Raw genomic sequence first — 22,530 nt, 5'->3', positions numbered from 1 at the left:
CCATCGGGTCCACATCGGACTAACCGCCGGACTCGACGAAGCCCGCCAGCTCGGCCGGGGTCGGGTGGTTGAACACGTCGGCCATCCGCACCCGCACCCCGGTCTCGCGCTGGACCTGCTGGGCCAGCTTCGCGGCCAGCAGCGAATGCCCGCCGTGGGTGAAGAAGTTGGTGCCCGCGACCACGTCCGCGCGGTCGAGCAGCTCGGCGAACCGCGCGATGATCCCGGCCGTCGCCGGATCGACCGCGGCCTGCGCACCGGCGGGCCCGGCGGCGGGGGCGGCCCGCTCGGACAGCATCCGGCGCAGCTCCGGGTGGTCGACCTTGCCGTTGCCGGTGAGCGGGAACCGCTCCAGGAACACGAAGTCCTGCGGTACCGCTGCCGCGGGCAGCTCGGCCCGCGCGGAGCTCCACAGCCGCTCGCGGAGACCGGGTTGCTCGGTGCCCAGCACCGCGGCGACCAGCACCGCTCCTTCGTCCTCGCCGAGGACGGTGACGGCCACCGCGCTCACCTCGGCGAGCCCGAGCAGCACCGATTCCACCTCGCCCAGTTCGATCCGGTTGCCGCGCAGCTTCACCTGCCGGTCGGCCCGGCCCAGCACCTCCAGGGTGCCGTCCGGGAGCCAGCGGGCCCGGTCACCGGTGCGGTAGTGGCGGCCGCGGCCGGGCCGGGTGCGGAAGCGCTCAGCGGTCAGCTCCGGACGACCGTGGTAGCCCAGCGCCACGCCCGCCCCCGCGATGCACAGCTCCCCGATCACGCCCACCGGCAGCTCCCGGCCCTGCTCGTCGGCGACGAACGCGGTGGTGTTCGCGATCGGCGCCCCGACCCCGATCCGCTCCCCGGCCGCCCCGATCCGGGCGCACGTCGACCAGATGGTGGTCTCCGTCGGCCCGTAGACGTTGTGCAGCGAGCACCCGGTGGCCACCAGCTCCGCGGCCAGCGGCGCCGGCAGCGGCTCACCGCCGCAGAGCACGGTCCGCCCGGCGAGGGCGTGGCCCGCTTCGCCGAGCACCTGGCGCCACGTCGTCGGGGTGGCCTGGAGCAGCGTGATGTCGTGGTCGCGCACCGACTCCGCCAGCACCCGGCCGTCGAGCTTGGCCTCGTCCGGGGCGACCACGACCCGGCCGCCGCGCACCAGCGGCGCGAACAGCTCCAGCGCGGAGATGTCGAAGGAGAAGGTGGTGGACCACAGCGCGGTGTCCGCGGCGGCACCGAGGTCGGCGGCGAAGTGCCCGATCAGGTTGGCCAGCGCCGCGTGCCCCACGAGCGTCCCCTTGGGACGGCCGGTGGAACCGGAGGTGTAGATCAGGTACGCCGGGTCCGCCCCGGTCACCGGCACCGCGGGCGGCTCGTCCGGACCCGGCCCGGCCACGGCGTCCGCGAGCTCCAGGACCGGGCAGCCGATCTCGTCGGGGACCCGCGCCGACGCGCCGACCAGCACCGCGGCCGCCCCGGAGTCGGCGAGCTGGTAGGCCAGGCGCTGGACCGGGTGCTCGGGGTCGAGCGGCAGGTACGCCGCCCCGGCCAGCCACACGCCGAACACCGCCGCGGCCAGCTCCGGCCCGCGCGCGGCCAGCAGCGCCACCACGTCGCCGCGACCGACCCCGGCCGCCCGCAGCCGGTCCCGGACCGATCCGGCCATCGTCCACAGCGAACCGAAGGTGACCGCGCGGTCCGCCGACACCACGGCCACCCGGTCCGGCTGGGCGGCCACGACCGCGCCCAGCACGGCGGGCACCGTCGGGAACGGGACCTCGCGGGCGGTGCTGTTCGCCGCGGTCAGCACCTCCAGGTCGCCTGCGTGCGCCACCGGGACCGAGCCCACCGCGCGCGCCGCGTCCCCGGCGAGGTCGACGAGCAGGCGGTCGTAGCGCAGCACCATCGCGTGGGCATCCGCATTGGACACGACACCGGTGTTGTGCACCGCGCGGACCCGGATGCCGTCCGGCCGGGGCAGCAGGAAGAACTCCAGGTCGAACTTGCTGTACCGGGTGGCCACCGGCTCCGCCGCGGCGGGCCTGCCACCCACGGTGAACTCGGCGGGCCCGGTGTGCGGCACGTAGTTGAACACGTGCCGGAAGACGGTGTGCCGCCACGAACCGCCGCTGCGGGGGATCTCCCCGAGCAGGTCGTCCACCGGGACGTCGTGGTGCGCGAGCGCGCCGAAGAACGCGTCGCGAGCCGCGCGGACCAGTGCCGCGAACCCGGCTTCCGGATCCACCGCGATGCGCAGCGGCGCCACGTTGACGTGGTAGCCGATGGCTCTGGGAGCGTCGCTGCCGCGGACGTTCAGCGGCGAGCCGATCACTAGGTCGGGCCCGGCGCCGTGGGCGTGCAGCAGCACCGCGTACGCGGCGAGCAGCACCACGGCTTCCGGCACGCGCAGCGCCCTGGCCGCGGTCGCCACCGCGCCGACGGCCTCGCCGGAGAGCTCGACCTCGACCTGATCACCGAGCACCGCGGCCTCGTCCGGATCGGCCGACGCGGACGGCCCTGGCGGCACCAGGGCCAGCGCGAGCCGGTCGGGGCGCACCCCGCGCAGCTGTTCCCGCCAGTACGCCAGGCTTTCCGGCCGAGCCTCGGGTTCGGCCACCGCCTGCGCCCAGCCGCTCGCTCGCTGCGGCGGCGCACCGGCGGCCAGCCCGTCGTACACCGCGACGAAGTCGTCGAGCAGCACCGCGGCCGAGACCGTGTCGAACACCAAGTGGTGCACGACCACGCAGACCACGTCGTCGGCACCGACGCCGAGCACCAGCGCGCGCAGCATCGGAGAACCGTCGAGCGGGAACGGTGCGGCGACGAAGTCGGCGAGCCGGGCCGCCGCGGCCTCCGGCGGGCAGGTCTCCCGCTCCAGCGGCACCACCAGCTCCGGGACGGTCTCCCGGACCAGCCCCGACTCCTCGGCGCGGAACGCGCGGCGCAGCACCTCGTGCCGGGCGACCAGCACGTCCAGCGTGCGGGTCAGCAGCGCCGGATCAACGCCGCCGGTGACCCGGAAGGCCAGGTGCAGGTTGTTCACCCCGGCCCCGGGCACCAGGCGCTCCAGCAGCCACAGCGCCGTCTCCTTGCTGGAGGCGGGCACCGGGCCGGCCTCCTCCCTCGTGCGGGTCACCGCGCGCCCTTCCCCGCCAGCACCTCGTCGACGGCGGCCGCGACCTCCGGGGTGCGCAGCAGGTCGGCGTGCGCGACGTCGAAGCGCAGTTCCCGGTCGACCAGTGCGGCCCGGGCGGCCGGGTCGAGCGGGTTCAGGCCGCTGGTCGGGGTGGCCGAGCTGAACACCACCGCGCCCGCCCACCGCTCGTCGCGGTCGATCTGAGCCGCGGCGACGAGGTAGCGGACGAAGGAGCGGTAGGTGCCGGTGAGCTCCTCGGCGTACTCCTCGTCCAAACCGGCGGCCGCGCACGCCACCTCGGCGGCGCCGGTGAAGATCCGGACCAGCTCGGTCCCCAGCCGCTCGACGCCGTCGGCACCGGCCAGCGCCCGGTCGCCGTCGGCGGCGGCGGCAGCGGCGCGTTCGGCGCCGAGCACGCCGGACAGGCTCTCCACCACCTTGCGGTACTGGTAGTACAGCGTCAGCGTCGTCGGGGACTCCGGGTCGAACAGCAGCAGCGCCGGAGCGCGGCCGGTGTCCTCGGCGAGCCGTGCGGCGAGCTCACCGGCGAACGCCCCGCCCGCGCAGAACCCGAGCACGGCGCCAACGGGCCGGTCCGGCACGGCGGAGAGCCACCGGTCGACGTAGTCGGCGGCGTCGAAATCCGCCTCCGCGCCCAGCGGGGGCTGCACCGTCTCCCACAGGGCCGTCCCGGCGCCGAGCCCGTCCGCCAGGTCGCCGAACGCCGCCTCCGGGCGGCCGGTGGCCGCGTAGTCGACCGCGAGCGCGATCGTCGGCCCTCCGGGGTCCGCGCCGATCTCCCGCCACACCGGCGTCGTGGTCATGTCGTGCCTCCGGTCCGGGGCAGCCGCCCCAGGTAGTGGTGGACGGGGTACACGGCGGTCACCTGCCCGCCCGCCGCGCGCTCGGTGAGCTCGGCGGCCAGTTCGGCGGCGACCTGTTCCCTGCGCTCGGGCGGCACCAGCTCCCAGTACACGCGCAAGCCGGTGGACCAGGTCCAGTCGATCAGCGCCTGCGCGGTCGGGGCGGCGAGGACGACGTCCTGGCGGTGTTCGGCGACCTCGGTGAACCCGGCCGCGCGCAGGGATTCGCAGATCCGGCCGGGCGGGCCGAAGGGGTGCGCGCCGTAGAGCGCGGCCACCCGCGGGTGCGCCGCGGCGAGCGCGTCCGGATCGGCGGCGGCGATGATCCGGTCGACGCGCAGCGCGCCGAGGTCCCACTCGGACAGCGTCGGCGGCGGCACCGGACCGGTCATCCCGATCCGGCCACCGGGCCGCAGCAGCCGCGCGTAGTGGGCGGCGGTCGCGAAGGGGTCCGGGAAGTGCGCCGCGCTCATGCTCGCCGCGACGAGGTCGAACGACGCGGCGGGCAGGTCCGGTGCGGTGCCGTCGAGCACCCGGACCTCGACGTTGGCGAACTCGCGCGCTGCCGCGTCGGCCGCGGTCGCGGTGATCATCGCCTCGGCGATGTCGATCCCGAGGGCCGAGCCGGACGGCCCGACCGCGGCCGCTGCCGGGAAGAGCACGGCTCCCCGGCCGCAGCCCACGTCGAGCACCCGCTCACCGGGCTGCGGGGCGAGCAGCTCCAGCAGCCTGTCGGCGATCGGGCGGAAGAACGCGATGCCGGTGTTGTCGTACTGCTCGGCGATCTCGTCGAAGACGATCGTGCGCTGGGTGGACTTCACCATGCGATCGGCACCTCGTGCACGCCGTAGATGTTCGTGCCGACCTTGTAGCGCAGGTCCTCGACCGGAGTGGTCACCCGCAGGCCGGGCAAGCGCTGGAACAGCGTGCTGAACACGACCTCCAGCTCCAACCGGGCCAGGTGCAGGCCGATGCACTGGTGCGCACCGTGCCCGAAGGCCAGGTGGCCGCCGGCGTTGCGCCGGATGTCCAGCCGCTCCGGGTCGTCGAAGACCGCCGGATCCCAGTTGGCGGCCCCGGCCAGCGCGATCACGCCGTCGCCGGCGCGGATCGTCTCGCCGCCGATCTCGATGTCCTCCAGGGCGACCCGGGACCCGGCCGGGTCGGAGACGCTGAAGTAGCGCAGCAGCTCCTCGACCGCGTTCGCGGCCAGGCCGGGGTCGGCGATCAGCAGCTCCAGCTGGTCGGGGTTCTCCAGCAGCCCGAGGGTGCCCATCGAGATCATGTTGGCGGTGGTCTCGAAGCCGGAGATGAGCAGGAACGCCGCCATCCCGACGATCTCGTCGTGGCTGAGCACGCCCAGCTCGACGTTGCGCCGCACGATCCGGCCGAGCACGTCGTCGGAGGGGTCCGCCTCCTTGGCCCGGATCAGCCCGTCGAGGCTGCTGAGCACGTCGATGTTGGCCTGCTTGCGCTGCTCGACGGTGCTGGCGTGGTCGACCATGGTCATGGTCCGCTCCAGGAAGTACTCCCGGTCCGCCTGCGGCACGTCCAGCAGGTCGCAGATCACCCGCGAGGGCACCAGCAGCGCGAAGGCCGACATCAGCTCCGCCGGGCTGCCTGCCGCCACCATCGCGTCCAGGCAGTCGTCCACGATCTCCTGCACCCGCGGCCGCAGCGCCTGCACCTTCCGCACGGTGAACTCCGGCACGACCAGCCGCTTGCGCGCGGCGTGCTCGGCGCCGTCGACGCCGAAGGCCCGCCCGATCACCGCGGACTTCTGCCGCAGCTGCGCGTCCTGCTGGGCCGCGGTCGGCACCTGGCGGAACTGGTGCGGGAAACCGGCGTGGAAGCGGTTGGAGCTCACCCGCGGATCGATCAGGAGTTCCTTGACGAGTTCGTAGCTGGCGACCAACCACACCGACTTCCCCGACGGCAGAACCGCCCGGCTGACCGGTCGCCGGGTGCTCAGGTCGGCGTACTCGGCGGGCTGGTGCAACGGACAACCCCTGGCCATCGGATACGCCGGGATCTGCGCCGAATCGGCATCATTGGGCGTGGTCACGAGACAATCTCCCAATTTCGGTCGAAAGGTCGAACGGAAGAGCGGGCACCTCGCCGACCGCTCCCGGTTAGGAAATTACGGCGGCGGCACAGCCGCGACCGCCCCTAAGAGCCCCCTAGACGACTCCTACCCCGCCGGTGCTCGCGCGGAAGTCCGGGGTGCACCTCGACCTTGCGCAACGGTTCGGGCTGCGCGGCACCGGAAGCCTGCCAAGGCAGCCCGAGGTCGGCGGGGAGGTCGACCCTCCTGCGCACCTTGAGCTTCCGGTAGACGCGGGTGAGGTGCTGCTCGACGGTGCTGATGGTGATGTACAGGCTGCGCGCGATCTCCCGGTTGGTGTCGCCCCGGGACGCCAGCTCGGCCACCCGCCGCTCGGCGTCGCTGAGCGATTCCAGCCCTTCCGCCCGGCGGTCCGCCACCGCGACCGGCCGCTGCTGCACGGTGAGCTCGGAGGTCAGCTGCTCGGCGTGGCACAGCGTCGCCAGGTGCAGCGCCCGCCGGGTCACCATGTGGGCCCGGCGGCTGTCCCCGGACCCGCGGTACGCCTCGCCCAGCACCGCCAGCGCCCTGGCCAGCTCCAGCCGGTCCTGCGAGGTCTCCAGGTGCTGCACCGCCGCAGCCGCGATCCGGGTGCGCCCGCGGTCCCTCGGGTCCATGTTGCCCGCGCGGATGCGGGCCTCGACCCCGCGCAGCCGGGCGGTCTCGCCGCCGGGCAGCCGGGCCTGCTCGGCGAGCAACCGGGACGCGAGATCGCGCTCGCCCAGGTGCATGTGGACCTCCGCGGCGTCGGAGCGCCACGGCAGCAGGACGGGGCTGTCCAGTCCCCACTCGGTCATCAGCCCGCCGATCGACCTGAAGTCGCCGAGCGCGGCGCGCGCGGCTCCGGTGTGGAGGTAGTAGTAGCCGCGCGATCGCAAGTAGCGCAGGCCCCACACGGTGCGGAACATCGCCGGCGGCACCGGCCTGCCCAGTTCGACGGCCGCGTCCTCCAGCCGCCCCATCCCCACCAGCGCGGCGACGAGCGTGCTCAGCGGGGCGCCCAACGCCGTTCCCCAGGCCTCGGCGGGCATGGCGGTCAGCGCGCGGCGGGCGTGCAGCTCGGCTTTCGAGAGATCGCCCGAAGCGAGCGCGATGTGCGCTCGGGATTCGTGCAGCTTGGCCTCCAGCAGGACGATCCCGTCGCTGCTCGCCTGCTCGATGAGCCGGTCGCACCAGTGCTCGGCGTGGCCGAGCTCGTCGGCGTAGATCAGGGTGAGCAGGGCGAACAGGCACGGCTGCAACGACATCCGGCGCAGCGTGCAGACCTCCAGCAGCCGCAGCGCCTCACCGACCAGCTCCTCGCTCGGACCGGCGGTGATCGTGTTCCGCAGGGCTTGCATCGAGCGCAGCACCGCGTCGCTGGCCCCGATCATCACCTCGCTGCGCACCTGGCCGGGGTCGAAGACGGCCAACCGCCCGGCGACACCGGGATAGGTGATCGCGGTGTGCAACGACAGGATCCGCAGGTCGGTGGCGTCGTCGGCGCCGAAGGCGTCTCCGTTCGAGGCCAGCCAGTCCAGCACCGGGACGGCCTCGTCGTGCCACCCGTGCCAGAGCAGCTGCCCGGTCAGCACGATCGCGTCGTGCGCCGCGATCTCGCCGTCGGCGACGGCACCGAGCGCTCCGCGAAACCTGCGCGGCACGCTCGCCGGGTCGATCAACCAGCCGAGCGCGATGGCGTGGGCGTCCATGCCGGGGCACCCGGCGGCCGTGCGCCGGCTCGCAGCCAGGTCCAGGTAGCGGCGCGCCAGGTGGAGGTCGCCGTCGCGCAGGCAGCGCTGGGCCTCGTCGAACAGCGCGGTGACCGCCCACCCGTCCGGCGCGCACTCAGCGGCCAGCAGGTGCGCGGCGACCTCGCCGGCTTCGGCACCGCTGCGGCGGAGCGCGTCGGCGGCCCGGACCCGCAGGTCCGCAGCGTGACCGGCGCCGATCCCGGACAGCACCGCGGCCCGCGCGTCCGCCGACCGGAACGCGGCGCGCCCGTCGTCGGCGAACAGACCGGTACCGGACAAGGTGCGCAGGTGCGCGGGCAGCTCCTCCGCGTCGACCTCCAGGGCCGCGGCCAGCACGGCCGGGTCCACGTCATCGCCGAGCACCGCGACGCACTTCGCCAGCCGGGCAGCTCCGGAGCCGATCCGGGTGAGGCAGGCGAGCACGACTTCGCCGAAGGCGCGGCCGGGGGCCACCGGGAGCCGCTTCCCCGGATCGACCGCCAGCAGGTCCTCCACCAAAGCGCGCACCAGCAGCGGATTTCCCGCGGTGATCGCGTGCACCTCGGCCGCGAGAGCGGGGACGTCCGGGTCGTCGAGGTGATCGGCGAGCACCTCCAGCACGCCGGAGGAGGCCAGGGCGGGCAACCAGATCGACCGGAAACCGGACAACCGCAGGAGTTCGACGTGCACCACGTCCCAGGGCAGGCCCGCGTCGGCCAGCACGACCAGGGCACCCGCGGATTGCAGCCGGGCCACCGCGCGGGGCAGTTCCTCGGCGGCCGCACCCACGAGGCGCAGGTCGTCCACGACCACGACCACCGGTCCCTCCGAGACCAGGTCCTCGATGACGACCAGCGGGTCGGCGCCAGGACGCCCAGCGGCGTCGGCGACGGCGTCGAGCAGGCTCCAGCGGTCCGCGTCATCGGTCGTGGCGAACAGGGACAGGCAGCGCACTCCCCGGACCACGACGCGCCGGACGAACTCGGTCAGCAATGCCGTCTTGCCGCTGCCAACGGCACCGCGCAGCATCGCGACCCCACCGGTTCCGCCGACGCAGGCGTCCAGCATCCCGTCCAAAGCCACCGACTGCCGGCGACGTTCGACCAACCCAGTCACGAAATCCCCCAACGTGGAATTTTAAAAATCAAGAAAACGCGACCCGACCAGCAAATGGACAGGCTCAATGAGCCCCAGCAGCAAAAACGTGCCACGGGGCGTCGGCGGGTGTCAAGCGCCGGACAACGTCGGAATGGCCACTCATTGCGATGTTTGATGCGGTATCTCGCGACGGCGCAACCGACCGAGTAGCGATAATCCGAACAACAGAATCACGAATACGCCGAAAGAGGGTTGCATCGGCCGGGAAATTCCACCAAGGACGCCGCCGACCTCCCGAAATGCCCCCAGTTGGACAACAACGTCCCGAGATGCCTCGTTCACCCCGAGCCAGGAGAACCACCGAAGGGCTGTGACCATCACCACAAGTTCAACTGCGCCGGATCAACTGCCCGAATGCGACCTCCACCACCAGTTCGGGATAATTCCGCAAACTCGAGGCGAGTCGGGCGCGAGATCACCCGGAAAGACCCTGCTGCCACCCGGCACGCGGTCAGTATCCTCCGCGCCCCTCCCCCATTTCTGGGAAATTCCCGGATGTGCGCCCGGCCGGACGCCCACCACGCCCGGCCGCTCCGAAACCCCTATCGGACCGCCTCGAACCCCCTAATGCCGCGGACGGAGTTGAACCGGCGCCCGGAGCTCGGAGACTTGGGGGCGCGGGATCTCGTCGGCCGCACCGGCGCGGGTGCCCGCTGACGCGATCCGACGGCCACGACGACCCGGCCCCGACGGAGGAACCTGCCCATGACGGATTCCAGCAACAAGTGGCTGCGCCGCTTCCACCCGGCGCCCGACAGCCCGGCGCGACTGGTGTGCTTCCCGCACGCGGGCGGCTCGGCCACCTTCTACCACCCGGCATCGGCGCACTTCACCCCCGACGTGGACGTCGTCGCGCTGCAGTACCCGGGCAGGCAGGACCGGCGCCGCGAACGGCTCGTCGACTCCATCCCGGCGCTCGCCGACCTGGTGGCGGCCGAACTGACCCACCTCGACGAGAGGCCGACCGTCTTCTTCGGGCACAGCATGGGTGCGGTGCTCGCCTTCGAGACGGCGTGGCGACTGGAGCAGCAGCACAGCGGAACCGCTCCGCGCGCGCTGGTGCTCTCGGGCCGCCGCGGCCCCTCCACAACGCGACGCGAGAACGTGCACGAAAGCGACGACAACGGCCTGCTCGCGGAGCTGAAGCGACTCGGGGGCACCGACCTCGGCCTCATGGACGACGAAATGCTGCAGACCGTCCTGCCCGCGATCCGCAACGACTACCGGGCGATCGAGACCTACCGGTGCCCGCCGGATCGCACCGTGCGCTGCCCGATGACGGTCCTCACCGGCGACGCCGACCCCAAGACCACCGTCCCGGAAGCCGAGGCCTGGCACCGGCACACCGAAGGCGAATTCCGCGTGGAGGTGTTCGAAGGAGGACATTTCTACCTGGTGAACCACCAGGAAGCGGTGAACGCCGAGATCAGCCGAGAACTGCGCTCGATCAGTCCCGCGACCGGCAGAGCCCGGTAAGCCGCCGCGCCTTTCCACCCCGAAGGACCCCGGATGTGGTCGCGAAGAATTCCCGCCGGCGAAATGGACGTGAAACGCAGCGGCCACATCCGCCCTGCGCTGAGGAGGAGTTCGCACCGGACGTCGACAGCGGCGGCGCCTGATCGGGTGCTTCTCCGGCGGCCGGGGGTGAATCGGGTCGGCAGGAGATGTTCACCGAGACGAAACGTGTTGCCGTGTGCAGGAACCACCGTTGCAGCAGTGGCGTCGAGGAGTGCTGGCGCCCGCCGTTCTGCCCCGTTCGCAAGAAGGTTCCCGTCCTGGGAGCGGTCTGCCTCGCCGCCGAGACCGGCTGCTGCGGAGCAGTTCGCCGACCGATCCCAGGAGGAGACGCGTGCTACTCACCGCTTCGCCATTTCCACAGCGCGTGGGCGCGCCCTCGGGCAGCGGGCCGGGGAAGCCGGTGGCGTGGACGGGGGTGCTGCTGACCGCCGGCGTTCTGACGTCCGCCGTGCTCCTGTGCGCCGACCGGTACGGGCTGCACGCCGACGAGCTGTACTTCCGGCTGCTGGGCCTTCGGGCCCCGGCGTGGGGATACGCCGACCAGCCGCCGCTGCTGCCCCTGCTCTACCGGGGCAGCATCGGCGTGTTCGGCGACACCCTGTGGGCAGTGCGAGTTGTCGGCGCGATGTGCTTCGCAGCGGTGGTGGTCCTGGGAGCCTTGATGACCGCGGAGCTCGGGGGCGGGCGCAGGGCGCAGCTGTTCGCCGCGGCCGGGCTGGGAACCTCGTTCATGGTTCTCCTCTACGGCCACTACGTCCTGACCAGCAGCGTGGACCTGGTCGCCTGGTGCGCCGTGGAGCTGGCCGTTCTGCGGGCGCTGTTGCGGCGCGACGGCAGGTGGTGGCTCGTGGCGGGCGCGGTGTGCGGCCTGGCCATGTACGCCAAGTACATCGTGCTGGTGCTGCCCGTCTCGCTCCTGGTGGCCCTGGCGCTGACGGGACCGCGCGCGGTCTTCCGCGACCGGAAGCTCTACGCCGGGGCGGCCCTGGCGCTGGTGCTCGGCTCCCCGAACCTCGTCTACCAAGCGACCCACGACTTTCCGCAGCTGCAGATGGCGCACGCCCTGGCCAAGGCCCACGAGCACGACGGTGCGGGCTTCTTCGTGCTCACCCTCGTCTCCTTCATCGGCTTCGCACAGGTGCTCTTCTGCGTGGTGGGGGCGCTGGCGCTGTGGCGGGAACGGGCGTGGCGGCCGGTGCGGGCGCTCGTGCCCGGCTTCCTGGTCGGCACCCTCGCCGTGCTCCTGACGAACGGCGGTCGCGGGGACTACGTGGCCGGATACCTGGTCGTGCTGTTCGCCGCCGGCTGCGTCCGGACGGCCGCGTGGTCGGCCCGCGGCCGCCTCCGCAATCCCGCGGCCGCGGGATTGCTGGCCCTCGGAGCCGTCGTGAACCTGCTCCTCGCGCTCCCCGTCCTCCCGGTGCGCGCCCTCACCCACGTCACGGTCAACACCCTGGCCGTCGACAGCGTGGGCTGGCAGTCCCTGACCGAGCAGGTCGCCGCCGTCCACCGCGGCCTGCCCCGCGACGACCGCGCGGCCGCAGCTGTGCTCGCCGGCAACTACGGGGAGGCGGGAGCCCTCGACCGATACGGCCCGGCCCACCACTTGCCCGCCGTCTACAGCGGCAACAACGAACTCCACCGACTCGGCCCACCACCCGACTCCGCCCGCGTCATCATCGCCATATCCGTCGACGGCAACCGCCTGACCGCCGACTTCGCCGACTGCCGCATCGCAGCCCGCGCCGACGACCGAACCGGCATAGACACGACCGAACGCCACGCCACCATCACCGTGTGCCGCAACCCCCGCGCCCCCTGGCGCGAACTGTGGCCCCGCTACCGCACCCTCAAGTCCTACGGCGACCCGTAGAAACCGGCCCCGCTTCGCGACTCCCGCGTGATCAGCCCTTCGGTTCGGAGAGCTCGCCGAGGACGTGCAGGGTTCGGTTGGCCCGCACCGACATCCGCTGTTCGCGGGCGGTCACGTCGATGTAGGTCTGGCTGGAGTTGATCGACGAGTGGCCGAGCAGCTTGGCGATCTCGGCGGCGTTCGCCCCGTCCTCGGCGAGCCGGGTGGCGAAGGTGTGCCGCAGGGCGTGCACCATCGCACCCGGCTGCACCCGGTCGGACACGCCGGCGGCCCGCAACGACTGCCGCACCAGGTACTGCAGCCCGCCGCGCTGGAGCCGCTCGCCGCGGTGATCGACGAACAACGGCTCACCCCCGGGCATCCGCTCGCCGAACCGCTCGCGCCTCGACCGGAGGTAGTTCTGGATCAGCACGTCCAGGGCGTCCTCGATCGGGATGGAGCGGTTCTTGCCGCCCTTGCCGTGCACGTGCAGCCGCCGGTCGCCGTCGCGCCCGGCCAGCGACGCCACGGTCAGGTCCAGCAGCTCCGCCGAGCGCACGCCGGTGCACAGCAGCGTGGCCAGCACCGCGAGGTCGCGCTCCGGCCACGGGTTGCGCGCCCGCCTGGCCCCGGAGGCGACCATCCGCAGCAGCCGCTCGGGCGTGTCCTCGCCCTGCAGCGGCTTCGGCGTCGAAGGCGCGTTGCGCGGTTTCGGGATCACCTGCATCGGGTTGCCGGGCACCGCACCCTCGACCACCAGGAATCCGAAGAAGCCGTTCCAGGTCGACCAGGCCCGGGTCACCGACGATGCCGACCGGGCCGCTGCGAACCGCGCGAACGCCGAACGCAGCACCGAGGCGTCGACCCGCTCCACCGGCAACCGGTCGGCGGTGGAGCCGGTGAGCTCGACCAGCTCACCGGCCACCGACTCCAGGTCGCGGCGGTAGGCCCGCAGCGAGTTCGCCGCGAGCTTGCGCGCCTGCAAGTGCTCCAGGTAGATCTCGATCAAGCGCGCCAGGTCCACGCCGCACCTCCCCGATGATCAACTACGGGGTGGATGAAACCAGACACCTCTGACAGTCAGCTGTTGCGGATGAACCGGTCCAGCACTCGCACGCCGAACTGCAGCGCATCCACCGGAACCCGCTCGTCCACGCCGTGGAACAGCGCGCTGAAGTCGAGGTCGGCGGGCAGCTTCAGCGGGGCGAAGCCGTAGCAGCTCATGCCCAGCCGGCTGAACGACTTGGCGTCGGTGCCCCCGGACATCATGTAGGGCAGCGCCTTGGCCCCGGGGTCCTCGGCGATCAGCGAGGCGCTCATGGCGTCCACGATCCGCCCCTCGAACTTGGCCTCCACCGGCGGCAGCCCGACCCACTCGCGCTCCACGTCGGGACCGAGCAGCTCGGCCAGCTCCCGCTCGAACGCCTCCTCCCGCCCGGGCAGGATCCGGCAGTCCACCGCGGCCTCGGCCACCGACGGGATGACGTTGTGCTTGTACCCGGCGGTGAGCATCGTCGGGTTGGCGGTGTCGCGCAGCGTCGCCCCGACCATCCGCGACAGGTTGCCGAGCTTGGCGACCGCGCCCTCGACGTCGTCGTCCGGGAAGTCCCACCCGGTGATCTCGGTGACGCCGGCGAGGAACTCCTGCACCGAGTCGGTCAGCACCAGCGGGAACCGGTGGTTGCCGAGCTTGGCGACGGCCTCGGAGAGCTTGGTGACGGCGTTGTCGTCGTGCACCATCGACCCGTGCCCGGCCCGCGCCCTGACCCGCAGCTTCAGCCAGCGAATGCCCTTCTCGGCGCTCTGGACCAGGTAAGCGCGCACACCGTCCTTGAGCGTGACGGAGAACCCGCCGACCTCGCTGATGGCCTCGGTGCACCCTTCGAACAGCTCCGGCCGGTGGTCGACCAGCCACTGCGCCCCGTGGAAGCTCCCGGCCTCCTCATCGGCCAGGAACGCGAAGACGACGTCCCGCGGCGGCACGATGCCGTCCCGCTTGAACCGCCGCGCGATCGCCAGGCTCATGGCGACCATGTCCTTCATGTCGACCGCACCGCGGCCCCACACGTACCCGTCCTGAACGGCACCGGAGAAGGGGTGCACCGACCACTCGGCGGGATCGGCGGGCACGACGTCCAGGTGCCCGTGCACCAGCAACCCGCCCCGGCTGGAATCGGCCCCGGGCAACCGCGCGATGACGTTGCCCCGCCCGGGGTGGTCCCCGGACTCGACGTAGGTGACCTCGTACCCGACCTCGCTGAGCTTGCCCGCCACGAACTCGGCGGCGGCACGCTCGCCCACGAGCGTCTCGGGATCACCGGTGTTGGTGGTGTCGATGCGGATCAAGTCGCTGGCCAGGCCGACAACCTCCTCCTCGGCCAGCCGCAACCCCGCCTCATGATCAGTACCGGACAAACCGCTGTGCTCGCTCACCAGGCATTTCTATCACCCGAGCCCGAAAGAGGGGGGTGCCGTCGACCCCCGGATGACCATGGGCTAATCTATCTACACAACACAGCGGGAACCCCCGGAGCACGAGGGTGACCCGAGATGTCCGAGTGGCGGAATGGCAGACGCGCTAGCTTGAGGTGCTAGTGCCCGATTAAGGGCGTGGGGGTTCAAGTCCCCCCTCGGACACAAGATCATCCCAGGTCAAGTCTTTGACCTGGGATTTTTGATGCAGAAGCTGTCGACCACTCAACACCTCAACTCTCCAGCCTGCGCGTTTACCAGTGGGGGTGCAAATCCTTTCGGGTACGCACCTCCCCGCCAGTCGTCTCGGCCGCAAGTGTCTCAAGACCCAACTTCTCCGCCGCGATAACCACAGCGCTATTAACTTGACCGGTAGCCCTTGCGATCGCGGCCCATTTGCGCGGTGCGGTCGGCTGCCTCTTCGGGATCTTCGTGCTCCCACACCCGAACGACCACCCAGTCGGTGGCCGTCACCGCCTGAATCTCAACGCTCTGCCGCACGAGCCGACCAGCGCCACATCACCGTGGACCAACCAAGATCCTCGACCCGCATCACTCGTTGCGCGGAAGCGCGTGTGTGATCGAAAACGTAGCGTTGCACGTCGGTGTCGATCACACAGTACCGAGTGCAGTCCGTCTACGGGCCCATAGGGGGAATGGTGTTGAAGTCGGCAGAAGACGTGTTGAGGGATCTTGCCCAACGTTCGAACATCTCCCTCCGCTCGGATTCCAAGCTGGTTGGCGCCGTGGCCGCTGCCGCAGCGGATGCCGACGAGGAGCCGCGCGCGGACTCGCCGAGCATTGGGGAGCGCTCAAGTACGGCCAGGCGCTGACCGGAGACACCGGTTCCTTCATGAAGCTGTCCGATGAGGGCAGGGTGACGGCGGAGCACTACAAGACTCTCCAGTCGGGCGAGCTCGGCATCGGCTTCGCACTGGTGGCGGCCCAGCGGGTCTTGGCGCAGCGCTATCCGGACCGGATGGTCTCGATCGTGCCCGCGGATACGACGCTGCGCGCCGGCTGGGTCGCACGAGGTAACTACCGCCCGCAGTTCTTCGCCGAACTGTGGAAGCCGGGAGAGCCTTCCCTGGCGCTCCCGATCGCCTGCAAGGGCAATCACAGCAACACTGCGTTCGCTCATGGCCAACTCGCATCCGCATCGGCTCACGTGGAGGCGGTGCACATCGGGCACTTGAACGAGACGCCAGTCCTGATCTTCAGCACCGGGCTGCCCCCGGACGGCCATGTCACCGTTCACGCACTCTGCGCCGAGGGACGCGATGGCTGGCTGAGCAGGCCCCACGCCGAGGGTGGCGGTCTGGACGTCCAGCTCAGCGATGCGCATCACTTCCCCGAAATCCGACTGCCCGCCGAGGGAGACAAGCCCCGTACTTCGGTCACCGGTTTCCACGTCACACCGGAGCGGTACGAATGGTTTGGGCGGGTGCTCGCGCGCACGGCCGCCGCTGGACTGACGGCATTTGCCGGCGGCGGAGGAGCGACCACTCAGTACTTGACCGACCGCCAAGGGCGGAAGCACTTCACCGGATTCGCGCACGCGGCCGCCGGTAGCGTGCAGGATGTGGCCCACACTTTCCTCGGCATTCGTTTCACCGGCACCGACCACGTCTTCCGGCTGAACGGGACCCGTGTTGAGGCCTTCTCCGGCGTTGCGGACGACCTGCTCCATTTCTTGGCCGATGGACGGGTGGAGCAGTATCGCCGCGAGATCTACGAGCGCCGCTCCGCCTGGCCCAGCCATTCCTCGAACGACTCGTGGAATGGCCCGGTGTCGGTCCTCCCGGATGGGACCGTGCTCGCCATGCGCCTGCTCTCCTGACGTGACGATTTGATCCGCCTGGCGTTTGCACGTCCGCGGCTCAAGTCCCCCATGAGCCCCAGCAGCATGAGCTGTACCGCTGACTTGATGCCGGATTCGGATGCACAGTAGAGGGTGCCGCAGGCTCCTGTCTCGTCAGAGTGTCCCGGACGTAGCCGTCGACGTGGCGGAGCTGGTGCACGAAGCTGACCCAGATCAACGGGTCATCCCGCACGCCGTTCGTAGGCCGCTCCGGTCGATGGCAGGCCCAATCGAGTCGCGCAGTGCCACGACCCGGCCGCCGAACACGGCGCCACCGTCACGTCCACTTCCACGCCCAGTCCGCTGCGGTCAGCACCTGTGTTGGTTCGTCTCCCAAGCACGCACGCGAACTCCAGCCGTCAACGCTGGCTTGGTCGGGGCTTCACCGTGGAACGTGTTCCTGGGCCGGGGGCTACGACGAGCATCGGCCGGTAGTAGTCGTCCGGGTATGGTTCGTCGACCGGGCGGTCACCGACCTGGACCCAGGCGTGTGCGCCGAACGGGTGCGTGCGTACCCCGGTGCACCACGTCGGCCAGGTGCCCCGCAGCCTGCACAGCAGCGCTGTGGCCAGCGATCGTTGCAGGCAGCCCTCGCCGTGGCATTGCACGCTGGTGGCCAGCACGTCGTTTCGGGCTTTGAGGGCTTGCGGGTAGGTGGCCGGTCTGGCGCCGCGCCGCAGTTTCGTCAGCACGGTCTGGATGCGTGCAGGTGATTGACGCGCCAGCCACCACGCGCCGGTCACCGCCACCAGTACTGGGGGACGCCGCCACCACACCAGCGGTGGGACGGCAGTGACAGCCGCTGGCCTGGTCATCGTTGCACCACCAGTCCGCGGGAGTGCAGGGACTGGAGGAAGGTGCTGACGTCCTGGGCTGCTCGGTCCTGGGATACCGAGGTTCGCCGCATCAGTTCCTGCACCGGGTCGGTGCCGTCGGCCAGGGACTGGACGATCGTCGCGCCGGTCGGGTTGAGCTCGTAGTAGCGGCCCGAATCCTGGTGGAGCAGCACCATTCCGCTGTCGGTCGTGGTGGCGACGACGCTGGGGTGCAGTTGCGGTGTCATGCCGGTGCTCCTGAGATCGTGATCGGGGTGTGGGGTCGCCAGCTCGCGCAGGACAGCGTGTACTCCAACGCCGCCCACCGCTGTGGGTGCGGGGAGATCACGGCGGCGCGCAGCGCGGCCGCATCGACCAGTCCGTGCTGGACCAGCGGTGAGGAGTCCACCATCTCCAGCACTCGGTCGCGGTGGGTGCGCAGCCCCTGGAAGCAGTCCAGGTTGGCGGTGTCTTTGGTGGTGCGGGACAGGAACTCGGCCGGTGCGATGCCGCGCATCGCTTCGGTCAGCAGCGGTTTGAACCGCCAGGGAGTGCCGCGGTCGGCCAGCCGCACCGACAGGCACGCCTCGATCACGCGATCGTCCAGATAGGGCAGTTCGGTGTGCGGGCTGCCGAGCTCCTGGCACATCAACCGGTAGAAGTACCCCGCGCCCTGGATGCGTTGCAGCGCAGCGTGCTGGCCACGAGTGGTCGCGAGCGGGTGCGCGTCGGCGGCCGCCTCGCGCAGCGCGCGGGCGACCACGCGCACAGCGTGCTTGCTGGCCCACGGCGGCATCCGCACCGGTGGGCTCCAGCCGAACAGCGCGCTCGCCTCGTCGGGTGCGGTGAGCAGGCCCGCCTCCGCAGCCAGCCACTGCTGGTAGCCGCTGCGGTCGAGCAGTCCTCGCGCGATGCGAGCCTTGCTCCAGCGACGTCGTGCCCGGTGGCCACGAAGGTGGTGCAGGGCCGTGCGTGGATCACGGCGAACCAGCTCGTGCAGGTAGGCATCAGGAGCGGCGACGACCTCGTCGCCACCATGCCCGGCCAGCTGAATCCCCACCCCGTGGTGGGTGTAGTGCAGGGCGACCCGACCGAATATCGCCCGGCCGCGCGGCATCGGAGAGGGCTCGTCGGTGGGTGGGTGGACCCCGTCGATGCCGGAGAAGCATGCGGGCAGGTCCTCTGCGCCGAGGTGGAAGCGGTCCAGACCGGGCATCGCCGCGGCGGCCAGGTCGGCCCACTTGGCGTCGGTGCTGGATGCGTCGCTCAGGCTCAGCGTGGCGGTGACCAGGTCGGCGCCGTGGTGGTCGGCGAGCAAGCACAGCGAGGTCGAATCCATCCCACCGGACAGATCGCACCCCAACCGGACATCTGGTGAGGTGTGGCGCACGCGGAGTGCGACCGCGCGGGCCAACTCCTCGCGCAGTGCCTCCGCGCCTTCGGCCACCGGCCGGGTCGGCGCTGGTGGTGTCCACCACCGGCGCACACGGGGCTGCCCGTCGGCCTCCCACAGCAGAGCCGATCCCGCGGGCACACCGCCCACACCGCGCCACCACGTCCGCCGGTCGGCCAGCGGGTGCGGCAGGAACCTGAGCATCCCCAGCGCGAGCCAGTCCTCATCCAGCGCAGCACCGGTCAGCGCGGCCAGGACGTCGGCCCGGTCAGCGGCGATGGTGCCGCGGCCGTGCCGGGTGTGGAACACGCGCCGCAGCCCGGAGGCCGTTCCCTGCACCCGCATCCGGCCGTCAACCGACAGCGCCAGGTGGTAACTGCCCGGCAGCGCGGCGGCCAGCCCGTCCAGGTCCTCCACACCACGCACCCGCGAGAGCTGCTGAGTCAACGCCGAGGTGGTGTCCGGGCACAGCCCGAACACCACCAGCCGCACATCTCCGGCCTCCACGGTCGTGCACTGCCCCGGCGGCAGGTCTCCCACCAGCCAGGGTCGGCCGGAGGCGTGCGAGGCGATCCGCCGCGCGGTGGCCGGCACCCGCTCCAGCACCTCCCGGTGCTCGTCGGAGTCGGGCAGCACGACGAACCATCGCGCGGGGAAATCGCTGCTATCAGTCACGATCAGTGCTCAACTCCGGGTCAGAGCCACAGACCGACCGGAAAGTCGGCCCAATCGCCAAATTCGCCCCTGGTCTGCTCGGCGAACTCGCCGGCGTCGGTGATCGTGGGTGATTCGTAGGCGGCGATGCCCTCGTCGGAACGGATCTCGGTGACGTCCATGATCTCTCCTTCACCTCGAGCGCGGAACCGGACACTTCCGGGTCCCGGTGGACACTCAAGCCGGTCATGGACAAGAGCGCTCGCGCTGTCAGCTCACCGTGTGGCCCGAACACACTTCTGGATGCTGCAGGGCAGCTTCACCAAGGAGTTCGGAGGCTGCATTCGTCCTCTCGACGAAGTCCTCCGGGGTCGAGGTCCACGCCTGTCGGTCGTTCCGAGGGACTGCAGCTTCTCGGGCAGTTGCAGCCCCCGAACGCGTCAGCTGTCGTGGTCGCGCATCAGGGTGGCCAGTTCCGCGCCCGCGGGGGCGCTTCTCGCGACGTCGTCGCGGACGCGTTCGCGGACGTCGGCGGGCATGTCCTGGCTCAGCTTGAACACGCTGTGCGCGGTCCGCACCCGGACCCGGAACGCCACCACGTGCTCGACGAGCGATTCGAACTTCGCCCGGGACGACGTCATGTCCCAGCTCGGATCTCGCTGCGATTCCATCGCGAGCACGGTCTGCTCCACGACGTCGAGCGTGGTCGCCGCGTCCTCGATCAGCTCCACCTCGCCGGTGAGGTGCACGGCCGCGTAGTTCCACGTCGGCACTGCCGGCGTGTAGCCGTAGGTCGAGGGCGAGACGTAGCCGTCCGGTCCGGAGAACACCATCAGCACCTGCGGGTTCACGGCGAAGTCGCGCCACTGCGGGTTGACCCGCGCCAGGTGCCCGAGCAGCGTCACGTCCCCCCAGGAGTCCGGGATTTCCCTTCGCTGCGGGAAGATCACCGGCAGGTGGGTGCCGACCGGCGCTTGTCCAGCCGCGCTCACCACCAGTGCGAAGGGGTGCCGCCGGACCAGCTCGATCTCGTCGGCCGTCGACGGTGCCGCGTAGCGCGCGAACTCGTGCATGTCAGGCTCCCCCTCGGTGGCAGTGGTCGCCCGACGGCGCGGGAACGTCGAGCGTCGGGTTGCGGTCGAAGAAGCCCGCGGGTTTGAGCGTGAAACCGCAGCTGTCGACCGGCATCACCGGCCAGTCCTCGGGGCGCGGGAAGTGCGTGAGGCCGAAGGTGTGCCACACGACCAGGTCCGCGCCGTCGAGATCGCGGTCGTCCTCGGCGAACTGCGGCAGTCCCGCGTGGGCCGGGCTCTGGTTCACCAGATCTCCCGCCGGGTACCGCTCGGTCTCGTCGTGGCGGGTGACCCACAGGTGCTTGGTGGCGAAGGCCGCCCGCCCGTGGATGGCCGAGCGCTCGTCGGCCAGCAGCGTCGGCTGCCCCTGCGGGATCAGCGCGTAGCCGGTCTCGTCGCCGAGGCGGTTGCGCCGCTGCGGATTCACGATGTGCCACGCCCGGCCGCGCTCGGGAGCGGCCATGCGCTGCGCCTCGCGTTCGCTGGCGAGCCTGCGCACCGAGCGCGTGAACGCGTTGCCGAACGGGTTCCCCTCCCCCATCGGCATCCGCGCGACCTCCACTTCGTCGACGGCGTTGACGTCGCCGTCCACGGCCATGTCGAGCCGGACGTTGAACAGGTGCTGGTGGTAGGGCGCCGCGAGTTCGGGCGCGATCTTCGAAGCGTGCGGCGCGATCCGCTCGTCGTAGTACGCGGTGAACACGACTCCGGTGGCCTTGCACTCCAGCTCGATCGTGCCGTCGAGGTAGAGGTACCAGTAGAAGCCGTAGTCGTAGTTGCCGACCGTGGTGAAGAACGAGATCACCAGCCTGCGCTGGCGCCGGGTCTGCCTGCTGCCGTTGGCGGGGTCGGTGTGCTTCCACAGCACGCCCGCGTCCTCCTCGTGGACGCAGATGGCGTTGGCGATCGTCGTCGGCTCGCCGCGGCCGTCGGCGACGGTCGCATCGAGGTAGGTGATCTCGCCGAGGCAGTCGCAGCCCAGCTCCAGCGAGTTCGCGAGCCTGCCGAGCTGGTACTCGCCGGTGTCGAAGTAGTTCTGCCAGAACCGGATCGGGCCGGGGTCGGCGTAGGGCACGACCATCTCGGCGACCGAGGCCCGGTGGACGACCGGCCGCAGCTCGCCGCCGTCGGTGAACCCGACCTGGTGCAGCACCAGCCCCTCGCGCATGTCGTAGCCGAGCCGCACGTGCCAGTTCTCCCAGCTCAGCACGCCGTCGGTGAGCGTGAAGCTCGGTCCTTCCGGCTGGGTGATCTCGATGGGCCGCTGGGTCGTCCGGGGCGGGCCGGAGACCGCGGGATCGTCGTAGTCGCCCGACTCCCGCGGGATCGGCAGGACGCCGGTGTCGACGATCTCCACGACCTCTCGCGCGATGAGGTCCACGTAGGCCACGAGCCCGTCGACCGGGTGCGCCCAGACCATTGTGGACGGATCGGGCCGCCAGTGCGCGAGCACGCGGACCATCCGCCGCCCACCGTCCGGGACGGACTCGAACCGACCGGCCGACAGCGCCGCCAGGTACACGTGGGCCGGATCGGTGATCCCGCGCTTCTCCAGCGCGGCGCGCCAGCCTTCGTCGGCGGCCATGACCTCGCGGACCACGTCGTGCTCTTCGCCGAGCACCGGCACCTGGCCGTGCTCGCCGTCGATCGCGGTGATCGACCGCACCGCGCGCTCGCCCAGGTCCACGCGCACGTCGTGCGCCTCGCCGGTGGCGACGTCGAGCAGCAGCGCCCGCGCCCACCGGGCGACGGCGGAGCCGTCGCGCTCGTGGCGTGCGAGGTCGACCTTGGCGGGTTCGACGAGCCCCAGGTAGGAGAACCGCGTCGTCCCGCGCAGCACGTCGGCGGCATCGAGGATCTGGCGCACGTCGGTGATCTCGTCGGCGGTCAGCGGTGCGAGCGGGTGGGGTTCCTGGCGGTCAAGCACTGGATCTCCTGGGGGT

General features: G+C 71.3%; 16 protein-coding genes and 1 tRNA gene. 4 read left to right on the top strand and 13 right to left on the bottom strand.

Annotation, left to right across the window (positions count from 1 at the left end; translation table 11 throughout):
• Positions 1-19: 19 nt before the first annotated feature.
• From OU416_RS28260 to OU416_RS28240, 5 genes are all read right to left on the bottom strand, one after another.
• On the bottom strand, positions 20-3,112 hold the full coding sequence (locus OU416_RS28260; protein ID WP_270930073.1) for a non-ribosomal peptide synthetase: 3,093 nt from the start codon (positions 3,110-3,112) through the stop codon (positions 20-22).
• Positions 3,109-3,936: a hypothetical protein gene (locus tag OU416_RS28255; RefSeq protein WP_270930072.1), complete on the bottom strand. Its 828-nt coding sequence runs from the start codon at positions 3,934-3,936 to the stop codon at positions 3,109-3,111. Before OU416_RS28255 ends, OU416_RS28260 begins: the two co-directional genes overlap by 4 nt.
• Entirely contained in the window at positions 3,933-4,799 is an 867-nt protein-coding gene (locus tag OU416_RS28250; protein ID WP_270930071.1) for a class I SAM-dependent methyltransferase, read from the bottom strand. Before OU416_RS28250 ends, OU416_RS28255 begins: the two co-directional genes overlap by 4 nt.
• Positions 4,793-6,040: a cytochrome P450 gene (locus tag OU416_RS28245; RefSeq protein ID WP_270930070.1), complete on the bottom strand. Its 1,248-nt coding sequence runs from the start codon at positions 6,038-6,040 to the stop codon at positions 4,793-4,795. The genes OU416_RS28250 and OU416_RS28245 overlap by 7 nt, the downstream gene beginning before the upstream one ends.
• Before the next feature lie 104 nt (positions 6,041-6,144).
• On the bottom strand, positions 6,145-8,907 hold the full coding sequence (locus OU416_RS28240) for a helix-turn-helix transcriptional regulator (protein ID WP_270930069.1): 2,763 nt from the start codon (positions 8,905-8,907) through the stop codon (positions 6,145-6,147).
• Between the two features lie 747 nt (positions 8,908-9,654).
• Between OU416_RS28240 and OU416_RS28235 the strand changes: the two genes are divergently transcribed.
• Positions 9,655-10,425, top strand: a complete 771-nt coding sequence (locus OU416_RS28235) for a thioesterase II family protein (protein ID WP_270930068.1) — start codon at positions 9,655-9,657, stop codon at positions 10,423-10,425.
• 442 nt (positions 10,426-10,867) lie between these two features.
• Positions 10,868-12,340, top strand: coding sequence for an ArnT family glycosyltransferase (locus OU416_RS28230; protein WP_270930067.1), 1,473 nt, complete (start codon positions 10,868-10,870; stop codon positions 12,338-12,340).
• Between the two features lie 31 nt (positions 12,341-12,371).
• On the opposite strand, the gene OU416_RS28225 is transcribed toward OU416_RS28230, so the two are convergent.
• Together OU416_RS28225 and OU416_RS28220 are read right to left on the bottom strand one after the other, a co-directional pair.
• Positions 12,372-13,343, bottom strand: a complete 972-nt coding sequence (locus OU416_RS28225) for a tyrosine-type recombinase/integrase (protein WP_270930066.1) — start codon at positions 13,341-13,343, stop codon at positions 12,372-12,374.
• 56 nt (positions 13,344-13,399) lie between these two features.
• Entirely contained in the window at positions 13,400-14,752 is a 1,353-nt protein-coding gene (locus OU416_RS28220) for a M20/M25/M40 family metallo-hydrolase (RefSeq protein WP_270930065.1), read from the bottom strand.
• A 119-nt stretch (positions 14,753-14,871) separates the two neighbouring features.
• Here OU416_RS28220 and OU416_RS28215 point away from each other — a divergent pair.
• Positions 14,872-14,956: transfer RNA gene (locus tag OU416_RS28215), tRNA-Leu, on the top strand.
• 688 nt (positions 14,957-15,644) lie between these two features.
• Positions 15,645-16,631 carry a hypothetical protein gene (locus OU416_RS28210; protein WP_270930064.1) on the top strand — a complete coding sequence of 329 codons (987 nt, stop codon included), beginning with the start codon at positions 15,645-15,647 and terminating at the stop codon, positions 16,629-16,631.
• 380 nt (positions 16,632-17,011) lie between these two features.
• Here the strand turns inward: OU416_RS28210 and OU416_RS28205 are convergent, their stop codons facing one another.
• The 6 genes from OU416_RS28205 to OU416_RS28180 form a co-directional block, all read right to left on the bottom strand.
• Positions 17,012-17,467 (bottom strand): lasso peptide biosynthesis B2 protein, encoded by a 456-nt coding sequence (locus OU416_RS28205; RefSeq protein WP_270930063.1) that lies wholly within the window; start codon positions 17,465-17,467, stop codon positions 17,012-17,014.
• Positions 17,464-17,715: a lasso peptide biosynthesis PqqD family chaperone gene (locus OU416_RS28200; RefSeq protein WP_270930062.1), complete on the bottom strand. Its 252-nt coding sequence runs from the start codon at positions 17,713-17,715 to the stop codon at positions 17,464-17,466. The genes OU416_RS28205 and OU416_RS28200 overlap by 4 nt, the downstream gene beginning before the upstream one ends.
• Positions 17,712-19,535 carry an asparagine synthase-related protein gene (locus OU416_RS28195; RefSeq protein WP_270930061.1) on the bottom strand — a complete coding sequence of 608 codons (1,824 nt, stop codon included), beginning with the start codon at positions 19,533-19,535 and terminating at the stop codon, positions 17,712-17,714. The genes OU416_RS28200 and OU416_RS28195 overlap by 4 nt, the downstream gene beginning before the upstream one ends.
• Positions 19,536-19,555: 20 nt before the next feature.
• The gene (locus tag OU416_RS28190) at positions 19,556-19,696 is read right to left on the bottom strand and encodes a lasso RiPP family leader peptide-containing protein (RefSeq protein WP_270930060.1); all 141 of its coding nucleotides are present in this window, start codon (positions 19,694-19,696) and stop codon (positions 19,556-19,558) included.
• Between the two features lie 258 nt (positions 19,697-19,954).
• Entirely contained in the window at positions 19,955-20,587 is a 633-nt protein-coding gene (locus OU416_RS28185) for an FMN-binding negative transcriptional regulator (protein WP_270930059.1), read from the bottom strand.
• A gap of 1 nt (position 20,588) precedes the next feature.
• Positions 20,589-22,514: a primary-amine oxidase gene (locus tag OU416_RS28180; protein ID WP_270930058.1), complete on the bottom strand. Its 1,926-nt coding sequence runs from the start codon at positions 22,512-22,514 to the stop codon at positions 20,589-20,591.
• Positions 22,515-22,530 lie beyond the last annotated feature (16 nt).

The sequence above is a fragment of the Saccharopolyspora indica genome, from assembly GCF_027853965.1.
Classification (GTDB): domain Bacteria; phylum Actinomycetota; class Actinomycetes; order Mycobacteriales; family Pseudonocardiaceae; genus Saccharopolyspora; species Saccharopolyspora indica.
This window is presented reverse-complemented; position numbering and strand designations above follow the sequence as displayed.

Bases quoted from the DNA above. Each gene is read 5' to 3' on its own strand.
- OU416_RS28210 (WP_270930064.1), top strand. From the start codon at position 15,645: ATGAAGCTGTCCGATGAGGGCAGGGTGACGGCGGAGCACTACAAGACT.
- OU416_RS28205 (WP_270930063.1), bottom strand. From the start codon at position 17,467: ATGACCAGGCCAGCGGCTGTCACTGCCGTCCCACCGCTGGTGTGGTGG.
- OU416_RS28200 (WP_270930062.1), bottom strand. From the start codon at position 17,715: ATGACACCGCAACTGCACCCCAGCGTCGTCGCCACCACGACCGACAGC.
- OU416_RS28190 (WP_270930060.1), bottom strand. From the start codon at position 19,696: ATGGACGTCACCGAGATCCGTTCCGACGAGGGCATCGCCGCCTACGAA.
- OU416_RS28185 (WP_270930059.1), bottom strand. From the start codon at position 20,587: ATGCACGAGTTCGCGCGCTACGCGGCACCGTCGACGGCCGACGAGATC.
- OU416_RS28255 (WP_270930072.1), bottom strand. From the start codon at position 3,936: ATGACCACGACGCCGGTGTGGCGGGAGATCGGCGCGGACCCCGGAGGG.
- OU416_RS28250 (WP_270930071.1), bottom strand. From the start codon at position 4,799: ATGGTGAAGTCCACCCAGCGCACGATCGTCTTCGACGAGATCGCCGAG.
- OU416_RS28235 (WP_270930068.1), top strand. From the start codon at position 9,655: ATGACGGATTCCAGCAACAAGTGGCTGCGCCGCTTCCACCCGGCGCCC.